This window comes from Nocardia sp. NPDC049190 (genome assembly GCF_040648115.1).
GTDB lineage: Bacteria > Actinomycetota > Actinomycetes > Mycobacteriales > Mycobacteriaceae > Nocardia.
The window spans coordinates 1-16,538 of sequence record NZ_JBEZDE010000068.1; the positions used below are offsets into that span (position 1 = coordinate 1).

13 protein-coding genes are annotated in these 16,538 nt (G+C 67.6%); 8 read left to right on the forward strand and 5 right to left on the reverse strand.

The features are described from left to right. The first annotated feature begins 259 nt into the window (after positions 1-259). The 3 genes from AB0B25_RS30630 (at position 260) to AB0B25_RS30640 (ending at position 4,309) form a co-directional block, all read left to right on the forward strand. Positions 260-1,483 carry a serine hydrolase gene (locus AB0B25_RS30630; RefSeq protein WP_357186916.1) on the forward strand — a complete coding sequence of 408 codons (1,224 nt, stop codon included), beginning with the start codon at positions 260-262 and terminating at the stop codon, positions 1,481-1,483. 257 nt (positions 1,484-1,740) lie between these two features. Further along, positions 1,741-2,982, forward strand: a complete 1,242-nt coding sequence (gene trpB, locus AB0B25_RS30635) for a tryptophan synthase subunit beta (protein WP_357186919.1) — start codon at positions 1,741-1,743, stop codon at positions 2,980-2,982. A gap of 184 nt (positions 2,983-3,166) precedes the next feature. Continuing rightward, positions 3,167-4,309, forward strand: a complete 1,143-nt coding sequence (locus AB0B25_RS30640; RefSeq protein WP_357186922.1) for a metallophosphoesterase — start codon at positions 3,167-3,169, stop codon at positions 4,307-4,309. Positions 4,310-4,329: 20 nt separating this feature from the next. Here AB0B25_RS30640 and AB0B25_RS30645 read toward each other — a convergent pair whose 3' ends face one another. After that, a complete protein-coding gene (locus AB0B25_RS30645; protein ID WP_357186925.1) occupies positions 4,330-5,976 on the reverse strand; it encodes an alkaline phosphatase D family protein in 1,647 nt (548 codons plus the stop codon). A gap of 64 nt (positions 5,977-6,040) precedes the next feature. Continuing rightward, positions 6,041-8,668, reverse strand: a complete 2,628-nt coding sequence (locus tag AB0B25_RS30650; protein ID WP_357186928.1) for a LuxR C-terminal-related transcriptional regulator — start codon at positions 8,666-8,668, stop codon at positions 6,041-6,043. A gap of 407 nt (positions 8,669-9,075) precedes the next feature. On the opposite strand from AB0B25_RS30650, the gene AB0B25_RS30655 reads away from it, so the two are divergent. From AB0B25_RS30655 to AB0B25_RS30670, 4 genes are all read left to right on the forward strand, one after another. Beyond that, positions 9,076-9,489 carry a hypothetical protein gene (locus AB0B25_RS30655; protein ID WP_357186930.1) on the forward strand — a complete coding sequence of 138 codons (414 nt, stop codon included), beginning with the start codon at positions 9,076-9,078 and terminating at the stop codon, positions 9,487-9,489. 598 nt (positions 9,490-10,087) lie between these two features. Continuing rightward, positions 10,088-10,426 (forward strand): Lsr2 family protein, encoded by a 339-nt coding sequence (locus AB0B25_RS30660; RefSeq protein ID WP_357072198.1) that lies wholly within the window; start codon positions 10,088-10,090, stop codon positions 10,424-10,426. A 485-nt stretch (positions 10,427-10,911) separates the two neighbouring features. Further along, positions 10,912-11,691: a helix-turn-helix transcriptional regulator gene (locus AB0B25_RS30665; RefSeq protein WP_357186933.1), complete on the forward strand. Its 780-nt coding sequence runs from the start codon at positions 10,912-10,914 to the stop codon at positions 11,689-11,691. Next, on the forward strand, positions 11,688-12,611 hold the full coding sequence (locus AB0B25_RS30670) for a fructosamine kinase family protein (protein WP_357186936.1): 924 nt from the start codon (positions 11,688-11,690) through the stop codon (positions 12,609-12,611). Before AB0B25_RS30665 ends, AB0B25_RS30670 begins: the two co-directional genes overlap by 4 nt. A gap of 5 nt (positions 12,612-12,616) precedes the next feature. Here AB0B25_RS30670 and AB0B25_RS30675 read toward each other — a convergent pair whose 3' ends face one another. The 3 genes from AB0B25_RS30675 to AB0B25_RS30685 form a co-directional block, all read right to left on the reverse strand. Beyond that, positions 12,617-13,492, reverse strand: a complete 876-nt coding sequence (locus tag AB0B25_RS30675; RefSeq protein WP_357186939.1) for a TIGR03619 family F420-dependent LLM class oxidoreductase — start codon at positions 13,490-13,492, stop codon at positions 12,617-12,619. Between the two features lies 1 nt (position 13,493). Then, entirely contained in the window at positions 13,494-13,640 is a 147-nt protein-coding gene (locus AB0B25_RS30680; RefSeq protein ID WP_357186942.1) for a hypothetical protein, read from the reverse strand. A gap of 234 nt (positions 13,641-13,874) precedes the next feature. Continuing rightward, entirely contained in the window at positions 13,875-14,462 is a 588-nt protein-coding gene (locus AB0B25_RS30685) for an XRE family transcriptional regulator (protein WP_357186945.1), read from the reverse strand. Between the two features lie 78 nt (positions 14,463-14,540). Here AB0B25_RS30685 and AB0B25_RS30690 point away from each other — a divergent pair, with 78 nt between their 5' ends. Beyond that, positions 14,541-15,563, forward strand: a complete 1,023-nt coding sequence (locus AB0B25_RS30690; RefSeq protein WP_357186948.1) for an NAD(P)/FAD-dependent oxidoreductase — start codon at positions 14,541-14,543, stop codon at positions 15,561-15,563. Positions 15,564-16,538: the final 975 nt, after the last annotated feature.

The following is a 16,538-nucleotide window of genomic DNA, read 5'->3' on the forward strand; positions in this document are numbered from 1 at the left end:
GTAAACCCCGCCCCCGCCGCCCCACCCCCCCGCCCCGATCCACCCCGACCCGCCCGCCCCGCCGGTGGCCCCCCCCCCCGCGGCGCCTCCGGCGGAGACTCCGCCGCCCGCACCGGTAAGTCCGCCGGATGGCACCCTGCTGTTCCCCGGCGAGCCACCCCCTCCAGCACTGGATGCCGGTCCCGCGGCCGTGCAAGCCTGGTGGGACAACCACTGGAAGCTGACGGAGCAGTGGTTCGGTGGTCGATAGGCTGGCGGTGTGAGCGCGCTTACGGCCGGATCGGTGGCGATTGTCGAGGACTTGGACACGGTGACCACGCTCGGTCATGAGGATGATCCGGTGGAGTCCGGACTCGGCCACGAAGTTGTCGAGTCGCTGTGGGAGTCGGTTCGGGCGTGGTACCGATTGGGCGCCACTCCGGCGATACAGGTGTGCCTGCGGCGCAACGGCAAGATCGTGCTGAACCGGGCCATCGGGCACGGCTGGGGGAACGCACCGGCCGATGGCCCTGATGCGGTGCGGGTGCTTGCGACGCCGGAGACACCGTTCTGCGGTTTCTCGACGGCCAAGGGTGTATCCGGTGCGGTGATGTTCATGCTGATCGAACAGGGTGCGTTCGGATTCGACGACCCGGTGTGCGACTACATCCCGGAGTTCGCCGCGAACGGCAAGGCTGCTATCACGATCGGTGATGTGCTCTCGCACTCCGCGGGGGTGCCTTTCGTCACGCCTCCGTACCGGGGTGTTGATCTGGTGCTCGACGAGGACCTGGCAGTACGCGGATTGGCTGATCTCGTCCCGAGTTGGCGACCGGGACGTTTTCGGGCGTATCACGCGCTGACCAGCGGTTTGATCGTGCGACTTCTGGTGCAACGGGCGACCGGCAAACGCCTGCGTGAGCATCTGTCCGAGCAAGTGCTCGAGCCGTTCGGATTCCGCTGGACCACGTTCGGTGTGCACCCGGAGGACGTCGACAAGGTGGTGCCGAGCGTCGTGACCGGCCCTGCGCCGTCTCGAGTGTCGACCTACCTGGCACGCAAGGCGATCGGCGGCGGTATGGATCGCGCCGCACGGTCCGCGACCGCGGGATTCCTGACCGCCGAACTGCCGTCGGGCAATTTGATCACCACGGCCTCCGAGCTGTCGCGGTTCTACGAGATCCTCACCCGTGGCGCACCGGACGGTCGCACGATCATCCGGCCGGAGACATTGCGCGACGCAGTGCGTCCGGCTCGTTGGCTCCCGGGTGTGGCCGGACGGGTCAGTCGCGCGGGTTTCGAACTGGGCGGGCGGAGGTCGAAGTTCGGCCGCGACACCGGAGCGCACTTCGGGCGCAGCGGTCTGACCACACAGTACGGCTGGTCGGACCCGGCGCGGGGGCTGTCCGGTGCGATTCTCACCAACGGCAAGGCCACGACAGACACCAAGCGGCCCTGGCAGTTGGTTGCGCAGATTTCGGACGTCGCCGCCGCATCTCGGTGATTGCCGCGCGAGTGTGACTCGCGCAGGACACGGTCGCTCGACTATCACCGGCGCGCAGTACCGCTCGATCTTCCGCGCGCACACACGCCGGCGATGCTGCACACCCCGAGGACCGACTATCTCCAGCAGTGAGAAGTTGTTAGCCAGCCGAAAAACCTAGTGTGTTAACTCTGCTGTTGCCGACCAGTGGGGTTGCGCTAGCACGACCAGAACAAACTGATCCGTCGAATTGTCGGCGGTGAAAGCGTTGGTGTTTGATGAGGATTGATCACGACGTGCCGGCGAGGGAGTATCTGCATGGCATGTTTCCCGACGAGCATGGGCGATTCGGCATGTTCGGCGGAAGATTCGTTCCCGAAGGCCTGATGGCCGCCTTGCTCGATCTCGAGCAGGCGTATCGACTCGCCCAGGCCGATGCCGGCTTTCTGGGCGAGTACCGCCAGTTGTTGCGTGACCGGGTCGGGCGGCCCACGCTGCTGCATCAGGTGCGGCGGTTTGCCGAGTTGCTGAGGGTGCCGGGCGTACGGGTCTACCTGAAGCGCGAAGACATGGCGTACACCGGCGCGCACAAGATCAACAATGCGCTCGGACAAGCCCTGCTGGCCAGACGCATGGGCAAGAAACGAATAGTCGCGGAGACCGGCGCGGGGCAACATGGCGTCGCGGTGGCGACGGTGTGCGCGATGCTCGACCTGACCTGCGTCGTCTATATGGGAACCGACGACATGCGACGCCAGGAATCCAATGTGATGCGGATGAAACTGCTCGGCGCCGAGGTGCGCGCGGTGGACATCGGTTCACGGCGGCTCAAGGACGCGATCAGCGAATCGGTGCGTGACTGGGTGGCGAATCTGGACACGACGCACTACTTGTTCGGTACCGCGGCGGGGCCTGCCCCGTATCCCAGGATCGTGCGCGATTTTCAGACGGTGATCGGTGCGGAGACCAGGAGTCAGATCCTGCGCGGCGAAGGGCGGCTGCCGGACTACGTCCTGGCCTGTGTGGGCGGCGGCAGCAACGCCATCGGCGTTTTCCACCCGTTCGCGGACGACCCCCAGGTGCGATTGATCGGCGTCGAGGCGGCCGGTCGTGGCGTCGAGACCGGCGATCACGCCGCGACCCTCTGCATGGGTAGTCCGGGCGAGATCGACGGCTCCTACAGTTACCTCCTGCAGGATGAGGACGGCCAGATCGCGCGGACGCACAGCATTGCGGCGGGGCTGGACTATCCCGGCGTCGGTCCGGAACTCAGTCATATGAAGGACAGCGGGCGGGTGGCCTACCGTGCGGCCACGGATGCCGTGGCGTTGCGCGGGATGCAGGCGCTGAGCCACACCGAAGGCATCCTGGCCGCCCTCGAATCCGCCCACGCGGTGGGGTACCTGTTGGACATGGCCGACCGCGGTGAGGTCCCCGCCGATTCGGTGATCGTGCTGTGCCTGTCCGGCCGGGGAGACAAGGATCTGGCGGTGGCGGCCGAGCTCCTCGGTCTGTCGTGATCGCTCGTGGGTCGGAGGAGGGTGCCGACGCGATTACGGCCGGCGCCCTTCGTGACAGCCAGGCGGGTGGTGACGGTCACGTGGCCTTCTGCGGCCTCGCGGAGCGGGCGTTATGGTCGATAGCGTCCCTGGCGCGGGGTTGAGGGGCCGCGCGCCGCTCTCGCGCCTACGAGGATGAGTCTTCTTGAAGTATGCGTCCCGCCTGATCTTGTTTCTGGCGATTCCCACCGTCCTGTTCCTGCTTCCATGGTGGACGCTGGTGCACGCGCCGGCCCAGGGAACCGGACCGCTGTTCTGGCTCGGGTCCGCGCTGTTTCTGCTGGGGTTCGTCTGCTTGCCGACGTCGATGTATTTCGGGCACGGACCCACGCAGTCGGATGCCGCGTCGATCGTCGGTGACACGCTGCTCGGCGTGATGTGGGTGGTGTTCAGCTGGTCGGTGCTCGGAAACCTCGCACGGGTGGGTTTGGCTGTCGCGGGCGTCGCGGATCCGGCTCGCTCACGGATCGTCGCGGCGGGCGTACTCGTGGCCGCGACCGCACTCGTGGTGTGGGGAGTGGTCGAGGCGCGGCGCGTGCCCAGGGTGCGCACGGTCGACGTGACGATCCCAGGACTCGGCGCGGCACTGGACGGGCTACGCATGGCGGTGATCACCGATACGCACTTCGCCGCACTCGACCGAGTGCGCTGGTCGGAACGTGTGGTCGAGGTCGTCAACGCGCAACGCCCCGACATCGCCTGCCACGCGGGCGATCTCGCGGACGGCTCGGTAGCGAAGCGGCACCCGCAGGTCGATCCGCTGGGCAAGATCGAGGCCGAACTCGGCCGGTTCTACATCACCGGCAACCACGAGTACTTCGGCGACGCGCAGGGCTGGATCGACCACATGGCGTCCCTCGGCTGGCAGCCGCTGCACAACCAGCATGAGACGGTGCGCCGCGGCGACGATCAGCTGGTGATCGCGGGCATCGACGACCCGACCGGCGTCGGCCTGACCGGGCATGGGCCCGATCTGTCGGCGGCGCTCGCCGGGGCGGACCGGCACGCGCCGGTCGTTCTGCTCGCCCATCAACCCAAACAGATCGCCGACACCGTTGCCGCGGGCATCGCCTTGCAGATCTCCGGCCATACCCACGGTGGCCAGATCTGGCCGTTCCACTACCTCGTTCGCCTCGACCAGCCGGTCGTCGCGGGACTGAGTCGCCACGGCGACCACACCCAGCTCTACACCAGTCGCGGCACCGGATTCTGGGGACCGCAGTTACGTGTCTTCGCCCCCAGCGAAATCACTGTTCTGGTCCTGCGTTCGGAGTCCTCACCCAGCTGAGGTGTTCGCCGGCGTCCTGGTCAGCGGGTACCGCGGGTCGAACCCGCGGCGTCGGCCGAGGGCGGCGGCTCGATCGGGGCATCCGCTCGCCATGACTCGGTGACGCCGGGTACGCCGTCCTCGACTACATAGCTTGCCCTGGTGCGCACGGGCGCGCCGGGGCGACGAACATAGGGCACGACGCGGAAATCGTTGCGCCACAGGTGATGATCGAGTTCGACGCGGACATATCCGCGCTGTGCGTTGAAGAACTCGATGTCCGGGTTCGCGGCGAGCAGCACACGCCCTTTGTCGTTGAGGTCGGCGCCATCGCCGTTACTCGTGATCGAAGTCCCCGTGAATTCCGCTGCTACGACAGGGGACTCGGGATCGGAATAATCACGGCGCAGGCGCGCGGCCTGGTTTTCGTGCCGGTCGCCGGTGACCACCACGAGATTGCGGACCCCGCGGTCGGCGGCGGCGGCGAGCACCGTGTTGCGGTCGGCGACGTAGCCGTCCCACGAGTCGGTGGACACCGCGACCGCCGTGCCGGGATCGCTGTCGTTCTGGCTCATGCCGACCTGGTTGCCGATGACCTGCCAGCGTGCGGGCGAGTCGGTGAAGCCATCGATCAGCCAATCCCGTTGCTGCGCACCCAAAATCGTGCGTCCGGTGGCAAACCTGTCGGCGCAGTGTTTCGTTACCGTCCCTCCGCACGCCTGCCGGGTGCGGTATTGGCGGGTATCGAGCAGCGTGATCTCCGCGAGGTCACCGAATCGGTAGCGGCGATGCAGGAGCACGGACGGGCCCGACGGTAGCTGTGCTATCCGCAGCGGTTGATGCTCGTACATGGCTTGAAAGGCGGCGGCCCGGCGACGGCGGAACAGGGCGGGGATCCGCGAGATATCGAACCCGGCGCCCGGCCCGGCGCCCGCCCAGTTGTTGTCGACCTCATGATCGTCCATGGTGACCAGCCACGGAAACGCGGCGTGCGCGGCGCGCAGCGGCAGTTCGGCTTTGTAGAGCGCGTAGCGCAGCCGGTAACCGGCCAGATCGACGGCTTCGTCGCGGAACTCCGGCCCCTTCGTGGCTCCCTCGCGGCCGCGTATCCAGGCGCGTTCGTAGATGTAATCGCCCAGATGCAGCACCAGGTCGAGATCCTCCCTGCTCAGGTGCTCGTAGGCGGTGTAGTAACCGGAACTCCACGACTGGCACGAGGCGAACGCGAACCGCAGCCGACTGAAGGGCTGTCCGACTGGGGGAGCCGTGCGGGTGCGGCCGACCGGCGAGATCGCCGAGCCCACTCGAAACCGGTAGAAATACCAGCGGTTCGGCGTCAACCCGTGAACCTCCGGGTGGACGCTGTGGCCGAGCGCCCGGGTCGCCACCGCAGCTCCCCTCGCGACCACCTGGCGGAAATTCTCGTCCTGCGCGACTTCGTAGTCGACGGTCACCGGATCCAACGGCATACCACCGAGCCCATCTGGAGCCAACGGGTCCGGGGCCAGCCGCGTCCACAGCACTACACCGTCCGGTGTGGGATCTCCCGACGCCACCCCCAGCGCGAACGGATCACCCAGCCATCGCGGAGCCGGGTATCGAGTGCTGCTCGCGGCCGCCGTTCCTACCAGCACCGCGGCCGATCCCGCGGCGCCGACTCGCAACAACTGCCGCCGAGAAAGTGCCATACATCAGCGTACGGCCTGCGCACCGCAGCTCGGCCGGCCCTGCGCGGACGAAACCGGTGCGGGCTCACAGCAAACCGCTGCGGCGGGCGTTGCCGAGGGCGTCGACCCGAGAATTCGAATCCAGTTTCGCGTAGATGCCGCGCAGGTGGGTCTTTACGGTATTGACTGAAACGCCCAGCTCAGCAGCGATCTGCTGGGCTGTGCGGCCGGAGGGAAGCAGCTCGAGCACGGTCATTTCGGTCTGTGTCAGGGCCGGGTAGGTAGGTTTGCGGCGCGCGGCGGGATGTCGTCTGGCGAACTCCGCGAAACGCTCGTATCGGCCGAATCGGCCGACGGAGCCGTCCAGCAGGGGAATTGCGGTCGGGACGTCCAGGAACGGACGCACGAGTCGGTGGGGCGCGGCGGCGCGTAGCGCCTTCTCCAGCGCCGCGACGGATTTCGACGGCGCACCGGAGTCATGCTGAGCGGCGGCGTACAGCAACCACGCGGTGATTTCGCTGACCGGCCGCAAGTCGGCCGCATGGTCGAGGAGTGGTCCGAGGGCGTCGCAGGTCGCCTTGGGTCGGTGGGCCGCAGCAGTCAGGGCGGCGTCGGCCAGTCGGACATCGGGCAGATCGCCGGCACTGCCGCGCACCCGCTCGACCAACAGGTGCGCGGCTTCGGCCTCCTGCACGCGCAGCAGCGCCCACACCACCGGAAGCACCAGGCTGCAGGTCACACTCGGTGGCGCCGCTTTGTCCAGCAGCACGAGCAGGCTCTTCCGTAAGGCGTCGACCGCCGCACGCGCGTCATCGGCTTGCTCGAGATCGAGCAGGTATCCGATGACCTGGCCGTGCCACCCGGCGACAGGCGTGCTCGACCCGTCGTGATCGACGTGGACGTCGAGCGCGGCGGCCACCTGCGCAGCGTCGGGTGGGTCACCCTGCAGATAGGCGCCGTATGCGGCGATGGTCGTCACCTGAACGGTGTCTGTTGCCGCGAGCAGGCCGTGCTCGGCGGCGACGGCCAGAGCGCGTGCGGCGCGCTCGCGCATCGCGGTCGCGGCGTCGACGGCGCGCGCCGCAACTGTCAGCCGAGTGAGGGCATGGAGTATCAGCCGGGGATGACAGAGGTGTTCGGCGAGCGCGAGACTCGACCGGAGCAGTTGCTCGCCCCGCGCGACGGCGCCTCGGGCGATGAGCGCGGTGGCGATCTGGATCGAGGTATAGGTGTCGAAATCCGGGTCACCGGTCGGCGCGACGGTGTGCGGAACATTGCCGACCAAGGTTCCGGCAGTCGCGGTGGCGTCGATCGCCACAGCGATCGCAAGGGCGTTCACCCGATCCGCGGGTGCGAAGGAGCGGGTGGTGGCACGCCGCGCCATTCCTGTGTCGAGACAGGCGATCGCGTCGGTGGTGTCTCCGCGGACCAGCGCATGTACCGCCCGGACAAGCCACAGGAAGGGATCGTCGAGCAGGGCCTGCGCCACGTGAGCGAGTCCGTCGAACAGTGCGTCGCCGGCGCCGTCGAGCACCATGGTCAGTGCGCACTCGGACAGGAAATCGCACAGATGCTGGTGGCCGAGCTCCGCGAGGTGGTGGGGAAACGCGGCCTGCGGCAGGCCCGCACGGCGAAACCAGCGCGCCGACCGCAGATGCAGATCCGAGCACAGCGCCGGACCGAGGCGATCGGCCTGGGCGAGTAGGTAGGCCCGCAGCATCGGGTGATACGTGAACCAGACGTCGGTGCCGCGCACAGCGGAGGTGATCGGAAAGTTGATCCGGTCTAGTTCGTACAGGCAGTGCCCGGCGCCGCCGCCGACCAGATCGTCGGCGAGTTTCTCGGTGAACGAAACCGGGACGCTGGTGTAGGTGAGGAACTGCAGCATTGCGGGGGAGAGAGCGTCGAGGAGTTCGCCGGCCAGGAATTCCGAGACCGCGTACGGCGGCCGCGCGAGAACGGTCAGTGCGGCCGCGCGGTCGTCCGGGTGTGCCGCCAGGTGGATTGCGGCGATGCGCACCAGCGCCGCCCAGCCCCGGGTGAGTGCGACGAGTGTGTCCAGCTCCGTGCCGGTGAGTTCGCATCCATGGTCGCGGCACAAAGCCCGAACCTGATCCGGTGCGAGGGCGAGTTCGGCTGCGCCCCAGCGCGTCAGCCGTGCCTGCAGATCGAGGGCATACCAGCGGCTCGGGGGAGGGAAACGGGCGCTCAGCACCGTGGTCAGCGTCGGCGGCGCATGGTGCAGCACGTACTCGAGGCCGGCAAGTGCCCGTGGGTCGGTGATCAGATGTGCGTCGTCGAGCACCAGCACCGCAGGCGTAGCTCGTGCGGTGAGCGCCTCGACCAGGTGCGCCGCGGGCGCGGTCGGTGGGCCGAGATCTCCCGCCGCGAGGGTGACGTGGAATCGGGCGGCCAGGGCGGCCCACAGCGTCGTCTGGTTATCGAGCCGATCGGTGATGGTCAGCCACACCACGTCGAGTTCGCTCGCGGTGGGTGCGGTACGTCGGGCGGCCCAGTCCGCGAGCAGTACTGTCTTCCCGCTTCCCGCGGGTGCGCAGATCAGCAGCACACGACCGGTGCCGCCACCGACGACGGCGTCGATGGCGGCATGCAGATCTGTCCGGACGAGCGGCAAGAATGGCAACGACGGCATACCCGGTGCGGCTGTGGTCGCGGACATACGGCGTCGATCGGGGCCGTGCGATGTGGTCACGGTGCCTCCCGGGCCCTGTGCTGACAGATCACTACCGCACCTAGATGTCGGAATCTACCGGGCTGGAACTCCGCGCTGTTCGTCTCGTTCGCCGGCGTTATGCAAAATTCACCCGAGAAGGGTGAGGCCACGATCGCGGATTCGCGCACTCCGTGGTCGGGGTCGCCGCTGGTCAGCGCACACCGGTCGGCGCGCGCGCCGGTGCGGGCGCAACGTCCCATCCGCGACCGGCGCCCACCATGGCTGCGCATTGCGATCTGCTGTCCAGCCGCCGGGCCGACCGGTGACGACCGCGGGGAGGTTCGCCGGTCGGGCGCCGAGTCATCCGAAACGGGTGAAGTGCGGGACCGGGCGGTTGGTGGAGATTCGGAAGACGTCCACCACTTCCCGAGAAAGGGGCGCGACCGATGACGCACATGACCAAATCACCACAGCATCCCGTTCGCCAAGGCTTTGCGGCGGGCACCTCCATCGCGGCCGCGATCGTGCTGATGACAGTGGGTGTGTTGTCGATCTTCGAGGGTGTCTCCGCCGTAGCCCAGGACGACATGTTCGTTGTGGGACCCAGCTACGTCTATCAGTTCGACACCACCTCATGGGGCTGGATCCACATCGTGCTCGGTGCCCTGTTGGTCGTCGCCGCGTTGGGGTTGATGACCGGTGCAACCTGGGCGCGGGTCGCGGCGATCTGTGTGGCGTCTTTGTCCATCATCGGAAATTTCATGTGGCTTCCGTACTATCCGGCCTGGTCGATTCTCGTGATCGCGCTCAACGTCGTCGCTATCTGGGCGATCGCCACGTGGAAGCCGGAGGCGGCCTGACGGGTATCGGCCCAGGCCGGAATCCTGCGCTGACCTCGGCTCGAATCTGAAAGCCCACTTTCGGGTCGGACTCGGTGATCGAGCAATCAGGCAGTCCGAGCAAATTCATCGCATCCGAGACCCGGTCCGGCAGCGAGCAGCACCGAATGTCTTGTGGCGCTTGCCGAGGGTGCCGCCGATGGGTTCGGGCATGTGGAGGTGGTTGCCGTGGCTCTCGGTGGGGTGCACGACAGTGCGGAGATACCGGCATTGTGGTCAGACCGCCCCCACCCCGGGAACCGTGTTGCGCTACATTGCCGAACGCGGTGACCGGATAGCGCGATGTATGCCGTCACCGTTCGCGCGACCTGCTGGCGTGCACCGCCGCCGCGGCACCTGCCGAATACCGCCGGACAGCTCGCCGCCTCTGATCACGCTGTTCTGGTCGCACGGATGATCGGTTCTCCTCGATGCCCCCTGGGCGGCGGACCGGGACAGGACGAGTGAATACCCTCGCGCCAACAGGACCCCGGCGTTCCGGGTCCACAACTGATCTGTTATCTACTGGCTACGATTGTTTTCGACTGCACCCGCTCGGTAACCGTGAAGGGATATCTCTATGGCACGCAAGGTCGTCGTGACACTGATCGATGACTACGACGGCAAGTCTCGAGCCGAGGAAACAGTGTCATTCGCATTGGATGGCGTGGGCTATGAGATGGACTTGTCGGGGGACAACGCCGGGCAGATGCGCGGATTCTTCGAACAGTGGATTCCGTACGCCCGCAAGGTCGGTCGCGCACGGAGAGGACGGGGCGGCACGCTGCGGTCGGCGACCGATCGCGAGCAGGCCACGGTCATCCGGGAGTGGGCGCGCACGAACGGGATCGACGTTTCGGCTCGCGGACGAATCTCGGCCGAGGTGGTCGAGGCGTACAAGAAGGCCAACAACGGGTAGCGGTGTCGGGTTCGGCCGACCCGATCGGCGCACGAGCAGCTCGGAGGGCTCACCGTGTCCGTCCGGGTCGGCCGCGCTCCGTCGGCATGGTGCGCGGCGAGTTCGGTGGTCGGCCGCGGCGAAGTGCCCGGCGATCAGTTCGGGTCGCTGCACCCCACCGCGGGCGCGCACGTCAGCCGCGGGCCACGACACGAATCGTGGTCCAGGCAGCGATCACCTCGAAGACAGCATCGACGATGCCGGTCACCGGGACGACGCCTGAGCAGCGGCGTCGTGAGCACCACGCCGAGACCCGCGCCGAGTGCGAGAGCCAGCCAGATCGCCGAGCGGCCGGCAGGGGAGCGCCGCGGCGAACACAGCCATCCGACCACGGCGAGCTGGGCGACGCCGCGGACGGACGCGCGCGAGCACCATCCTCGGCCGTATTGTCGTCGATTACCCGAGAGGTAATGGTCGAGGCCTCCTGTCGTTCGTAGGATCGGGGAGTGCGAACCCCAACGGTCGGCGATCTGCTGCGACACTGGCGCCAGGAACGCCGACTGAGCCAGTTGGAGCTGGCCGGACGCGCGGAAACGTCGGCACGGCATCTGAGTTTCATCGAGACCGGCCGCGCCACACCGAGCCGGACCATGATCGTGCACCTGTCCGAGCATCTGGAGATACCGCTGCGTGAACGCAACCGCGTGCTGCTGGCCGCCGGCTTCGCTCCCGCCTACGCGGAACCTGCCCTCGATACGCCTGCCATGACCGCGGTCCGCGGCGCCATGCGCCAGATATTGATCGGGCACGAGCCGTACCCGGCGCTGGCCATCGACCAGAACTGGACGATGATCGAGGCCAACCGTGGTGTGGCACTGCTGATCGCGGACGTCGACCCGGCGCTGGTGAACCCTCCGGTGAACGCCCTGCGCCTGAGCCTGCACCCGGATGGTATGGCGGGCCGCATCATCAATCTCGCCGAATGGCGCGGCCACATCTTCGCCCGCCTGGCCCGGCAGGCCGAGGTCACCGCGTCCCCGGCCCTGGCCGAATTGCTCACGGAACTGCGTTCCTATCCCGGTGGCGAGGTCGAGTTGACCCTGCCGGAACCCGATCAGTCGGTCGTTCCGCTGCGGATCGAGCATGAGGGGGCACACCTGTCATTCCTCAGTGTCACCACGGTGTTCGGCACTCCGATGAACGTCACCGTCGCCGAACTGGCCATCGAATCGTTTTTCCCTGCTGACGAGGACACCATGAAGCGCCTCACCGCGAACGCCCGATGAGCCTCGCCCACCAGGTGTCCACCCGCCTCGGCGCTGCTGTCCAGGTATGGGCCGATCTGGGCTCCCGCCACACGTGGACACTGCACCGCGCCGAATTGAGCGACGGCCGTGAGATTTTCGTCAAAGCATCGGCAGAGCCCACGCCGGTCTTCCCAGCCGAAGCGGCGGGGCTGGCCTGGTTGGCCGGTACCGGCCGGTCGAGTGCACGCGAGCAGGTCGCGGACCCGGCGTCGTCGACTGCCACGACCGACGCGTCCGCCCCGGCGCGCAGGACAGAACTGCTGCCGCGGGTGCTCGCCGCCGACGATCGCATGCTCGTCCTGCCGTGGCTGTCCGAAGTCGGGCCGACACCCGAGGCCGCCGAGCGATTCGGCCGCGAACTCGCCGCGCTGCACGCGATGACGCCAGAACAGTTCGGCGCGCCGTGGCCGGGCTGGATCGCGACGCTGCCGCTGGCCAACACCTCGACGAACGGACCGTGGTCGCAGTGGTATGCCGAGCACCGCCTCGCCCCGTACCTACGGCGCGCGTCCGTTCATCTCGGCAGAGACGGAATTCGTCTGCTGGAACGCGTCATCGAGCACATCGATACCCTGGCGGGGCCGGCCGAGCCCCCGGCCCGCATCCACGGCGACCTCTGGTCGGGCAACCTCGTATGGACTGCTGGGCGGGTGATGCTGATCGACCCCGCGGCCCACGGGGGCCACCGGGAAACCGACCTGGCGATGCTCGAGCTGTTCGGCGCCCCGCACCTGGATCGCATCCGTTCCGCTTATCACGAGGCGTATCCGCTCGCCGACGGGTGGCGATCCCGCATACCGTTGCACCAACTGCATCCGCTGCTGGTGCACGTAGCGCTGTTCGGCGCGGGCTACCGTGCGCAAACGCTCGACGCGGCGGCAGCCGCCCTCACCGTCTAACGCTGTCACCCGTCTACTCGCGCGATGACCTGCTCCGCGAACCGGGACAGGTTGGCGATCTTGGTATCCAGCGGCTCGGTGTCCTGCTCGGTCGTGTACGGCAGCCGAAACCCGACGATCACATCGGTGACGCCCTTGTCCTCGAGGCGTTTGACCCCATCGACGGTGAACCCGTCGAGCGAGATGACGTGCACCTCGAAGTCCTTGCGTGTCCCGCACTCGATCCGCAAGGCGTCGAGCTCGACCAGCAGCCGGTCGAGCTCGGCACCGTCGCCGCCGGCGTGCATCCACCCGTCGCCGCGCTGCGCGGCGCGCCGCAGCGCGGGCTTGCTGTGCCCGCCGATCAGGATCGGTACCGGCTCCGTCGGCACCGGACTGATCTTGATCGGCGGAATATCGTAGAACTCGCCATGGAACTCGAAGTAGCCGCCGGCCGACAACCCGCGCACGATGTCGATGCATTCGTCCATGCGTGCGCCCCGCTTGTCGAACGGCACGCCCATGATCTCGAAATCATCCGGCCACGGACTGAGTCCGACGCCGAGCCCGAATCGGTTGCCGCTGAGCGCGGCCACCGACGCGGCCTGCTTGGCCACCAGCACCGGCGGCCTCATCGGCAGCTTCAGCACGAAAGGGGTGAAGCGCAGCGTGGTGGTCACCGCCGCCATCGCCGCGCTCAGCACGAACGTTTCGATGAATGGCTTGTCCTCCAGGAATTCCCGGCTTCCGTCGGGGGTGTAGGGGTATTTCGCGTCGGACTTCTCGGGATACGCCACACTATCCGCGACCGCCATGGAGGTGTAACCCGCTTCCTCGGCAGCCTTGGCGAGCGGCACGTAATAGGACGGGTCGGTCATCGTCTCGGCATAGGTGAAGCGCATGTCATCCGCCTTCCTGGTGCGTCGAGCGCGGTACAGTCTCGGCGCGGCGCCCGAAGAACGAGTTCTCGCCGAGTTCGCGACCCCACCCCTCTCCGCGCATACTCGCTGCGGCGCTGGTGATCGTCGCCACAGTCTCCACGTCGTCCAAGTAAGCACCTGCGCTTGACATCGTCAATAGTGGCGTTCGGTCGAGTGCGGATATCGGCCGACAATGTACGAACGGCTCGGCGTCAGCCTGCTGTCCGCGGTGATGCTTCCCCGACTGCGCCGCGCCGCGGTGACCACGAATGCGGCTTCACCAGTTCTCGGACTCATCGGCCTGCGTTCGGGCGGCCGGCCGACGGCTCGCGAGTGCACATCGCGTTCAGTCGGGTTGTGCCGGTCAGTTCTTCGGGGTGCGACGGGTACGCAGGTGCGCGCGTTCCCCTTGTTTGCCGAACAGGCTGAGGAACTCGACCGGTTCGGCGTCGGCGGAGCCGAACCAGTGTGGTACCCGGGTGTCGAACTCGGCCGCCTCACCGGGGGCGAGCACCAGATCGTGTTCACCCAGGACGACACGCAACCTCCCATTGAGGACATAGAGCCATTCATAGCCCTCGTGAGTCTTCGGATCGGGTTCCCTTCGGCGACCGCTGGCCGGGATCACGAGCTTGTAGGCCTGGATGCCACCGGCGCGGCGGGTCAGGGGCACCATCGTCATGCCGTGACGGGTGACCGGACGAAGGTGGATACGTGGGTCACCGGTGGGCGGGGCACCGACGAGCTCGTCGAGTGTGACACCGTGCGCTTTGGCCAGCGGCAGCAGGAGTTCGAGCGTCGGCTTGCGCGCGCCGGACTCCAGTCGGGACAGGGTGCTCACCGAGATGGCGGTCGCGGTCGACAGATCGGCCAAGGTGATATCGCGCCGGCGACGCAGGGCGCGCAATCGGGGGCCGACCGCGTCGAGCGCTTGCCCGAGTTCGTTGTCCATGCCTACCAGTTTGCCAGAACAGCAAATCTTCTTGCCGAAATACCGCCCGACCTCGCAAAGTCGTCGAAGGAGGTGGTCATGGTGACCGATCAGTGGAGAAACTGTTATGACGTGGCGGTAGTCGGCGGTGGCGCTGCGGGATTGAGCGGCGCGCTGATGCTGGCCCGGGCACGGCGATCGGTGGTGGTGTTCGACGCGGGCGCCCCGCGCAACGCCCCCGCCGCCGGCGTGCATGGGTTGCTGGCTCTCGACGGAGTCGCGCCCGCGGAACTGCTCGAGCGCGGCCGTGCGGAGGTCCGCGGCTACGGCGGACACGTGGTGAATGGAGAGGTCACCGCCGTTGCCCGGGATTCGGACCGATTCACCGTGACGACGGCAGACGGCAGATCTGTGCGGGCGCGGCGGCTGCTGGTGACGACCGGCCTGGTAGACGAGCTCCCGGATGTGCAAGGACTGCGAGAACGGTGGGGTCGAGACGTGCTGCACTGCCCGTACTGTCACGGTTGGGAGGTCCGTGACCAGGCCATCGGAGTTCTGGCCAGCGGGCCGCTCGCCGTGCATCAGGCGCTGCTGTTTCGGCAGTGGAGCGCCGAGGTCATCCTCTTCACCGGCACCATGCCGCCGCTGACCGGTGCAGAGGCGGAGCAAGTGGCCGCCCGTGGAATCCGTGTGGTGGACGGCGCGGTGGCGTCGCTGGAAACCGTTGACGACCGCCTGGTCGGGGTACGGCTCAGCAACGGCACCGTAGTGGCCCGTTCAGTACTGGTAGTCCAATCGCGGATGGTCGCGCGTGCAAGCTTTTTGGCACCGCTGGGGCTGCGGCCGACGGAACATCCTTCGGGCGCCGGCGAACACATCCCCGCCGACACGACTGGCCGCACCGAAGTTCCGGGGATCTGGGTCGCGGGCAATGTCACCGAGCCGGCCACTCAGGTCGGCGGCGCCGCCGCGGCAGGTGCTGCGGCAGCAGCCCAGATCAATGCCGATCTGGTCGTCGAAGAAACCCGCCAGGCAGTTGCCGCCCACCGAGACCCGTTCGCACGCGAGATGGAGGCGCAAGTCTGTGAGCGTGTGATGGGAGACCGCCGCCACGGCCTGTGAACGAATAGCCATCGGGTGGGTGATGCGACATCGGACCACATCCTGGCGGGCAGGGTGGCGGTCGCCCTGCCCGCCACGCACAACGGGCAGCGTCGATCTCGGGCGAGCGGTCGAAGAATATGCAAGGATCAGTTAGGTCTCCGTTCGTGGAGGTGTCCGCCCCAGATATCGAGCGGGCACAAGCTCATACCCGTCCGGGAACCGCGAGGCCCATGCTGCTCGGCGAGACGCCGATTCGATTTCGATTTCGATGGCGATACTTCCTGAACGGCACCGTCCGAACATGGGGGCTCCGCATCAGCGTCTTCAGCGCGGAGGAAGTCATCGTGATCGAGAACCCGAGTGTGAGTAACGCCGACGATCCAGAACGAGATCGCGTAGTGTGGCCGGACCCGAGTCCGCTGAGTGCGTGGTGGGCCGATGTCATGGCCCACCGGGTCAGCCGAACCGAATCGACCACCGACCCGATCCGGAACTGATTCGGAGGACCTCGGCTCCATCAAGACTCGGCATCCGCGCCCGGTGAGCCCGTCGACTCCCCGCCGTCCCGGTCGCGCGGTCCTCGCCGGGCCGCGACCGATTCGCTTCGGACGAATACGATCTCGATGATCGCAAACCGTGGTCGCGAGCGTCGGCCCGGCTATCGTCTCATGGCATGCGCAGTGCAGGTGGTCGACCGCGGAAGCCCGTGGCGGAAGTCGGTGCTCAGTCACGGTGGGCGCCACCACCATTGATCCGAGCACATCGACAGCTACATCGTCGACCGAGGTCGCGCGTCGCGCCGAGGACGACGAATCCGACAGGCGATCGGTGCCCGGCGAGCGCGGGGAATCTCCTCGATGCTGCCGACCGAGCTGTGCCGGCGCGACGCCGAAGTGGGGGCGCGCGGCGCCGGGGGGGGCGCCCCCGGGGGGGGTGGCGGGGCGGGGTGTGGGTGGGGGGCGGGGGGGGGGGGGCGCGGGGGGGGCGGAGGGC

Excerpts from the sequence above, each read along its gene's own strand:
- trpB (WP_357186919.1), top strand. The coding sequence starts at position 1,741 with ATGAGGATTGATCACGACGTGCCGGCGAGGGAGTATCTGCATGGCATG.
- AB0B25_RS30645 (WP_357186925.1), bottom strand. The coding sequence starts at position 5,976 with ATGGCACTTTCTCGGCGGCAGTTGTTGCGAGTCGGCGCCGCGGGATCG.
- AB0B25_RS30655 (WP_357186930.1), top strand. The coding sequence starts at position 9,076 with ATGACGCACATGACCAAATCACCACAGCATCCCGTTCGCCAAGGCTTT.
- AB0B25_RS30660 (WP_357072198.1), top strand. The coding sequence starts at position 10,088 with ATGGCACGCAAGGTCGTCGTGACACTGATCGATGACTACGACGGCAAG.
- AB0B25_RS30670 (WP_357186936.1), top strand. The coding sequence starts at position 11,688 with ATGAGCCTCGCCCACCAGGTGTCCACCCGCCTCGGCGCTGCTGTCCAG.
- AB0B25_RS30675 (WP_357186939.1), bottom strand. The coding sequence starts at position 13,492 with ATGCGCTTCACCTATGCCGAGACGATGACCGACCCGTCCTATTACGTG.
- AB0B25_RS30685 (WP_357186945.1), bottom strand. The coding sequence starts at position 14,462 with ATGGACAACGAACTCGGGCAAGCGCTCGACGCGGTCGGCCCCCGATTG.
- AB0B25_RS30690 (WP_357186948.1), top strand. The coding sequence starts at position 14,541 with ATGGTGACCGATCAGTGGAGAAACTGTTATGACGTGGCGGTAGTCGGC.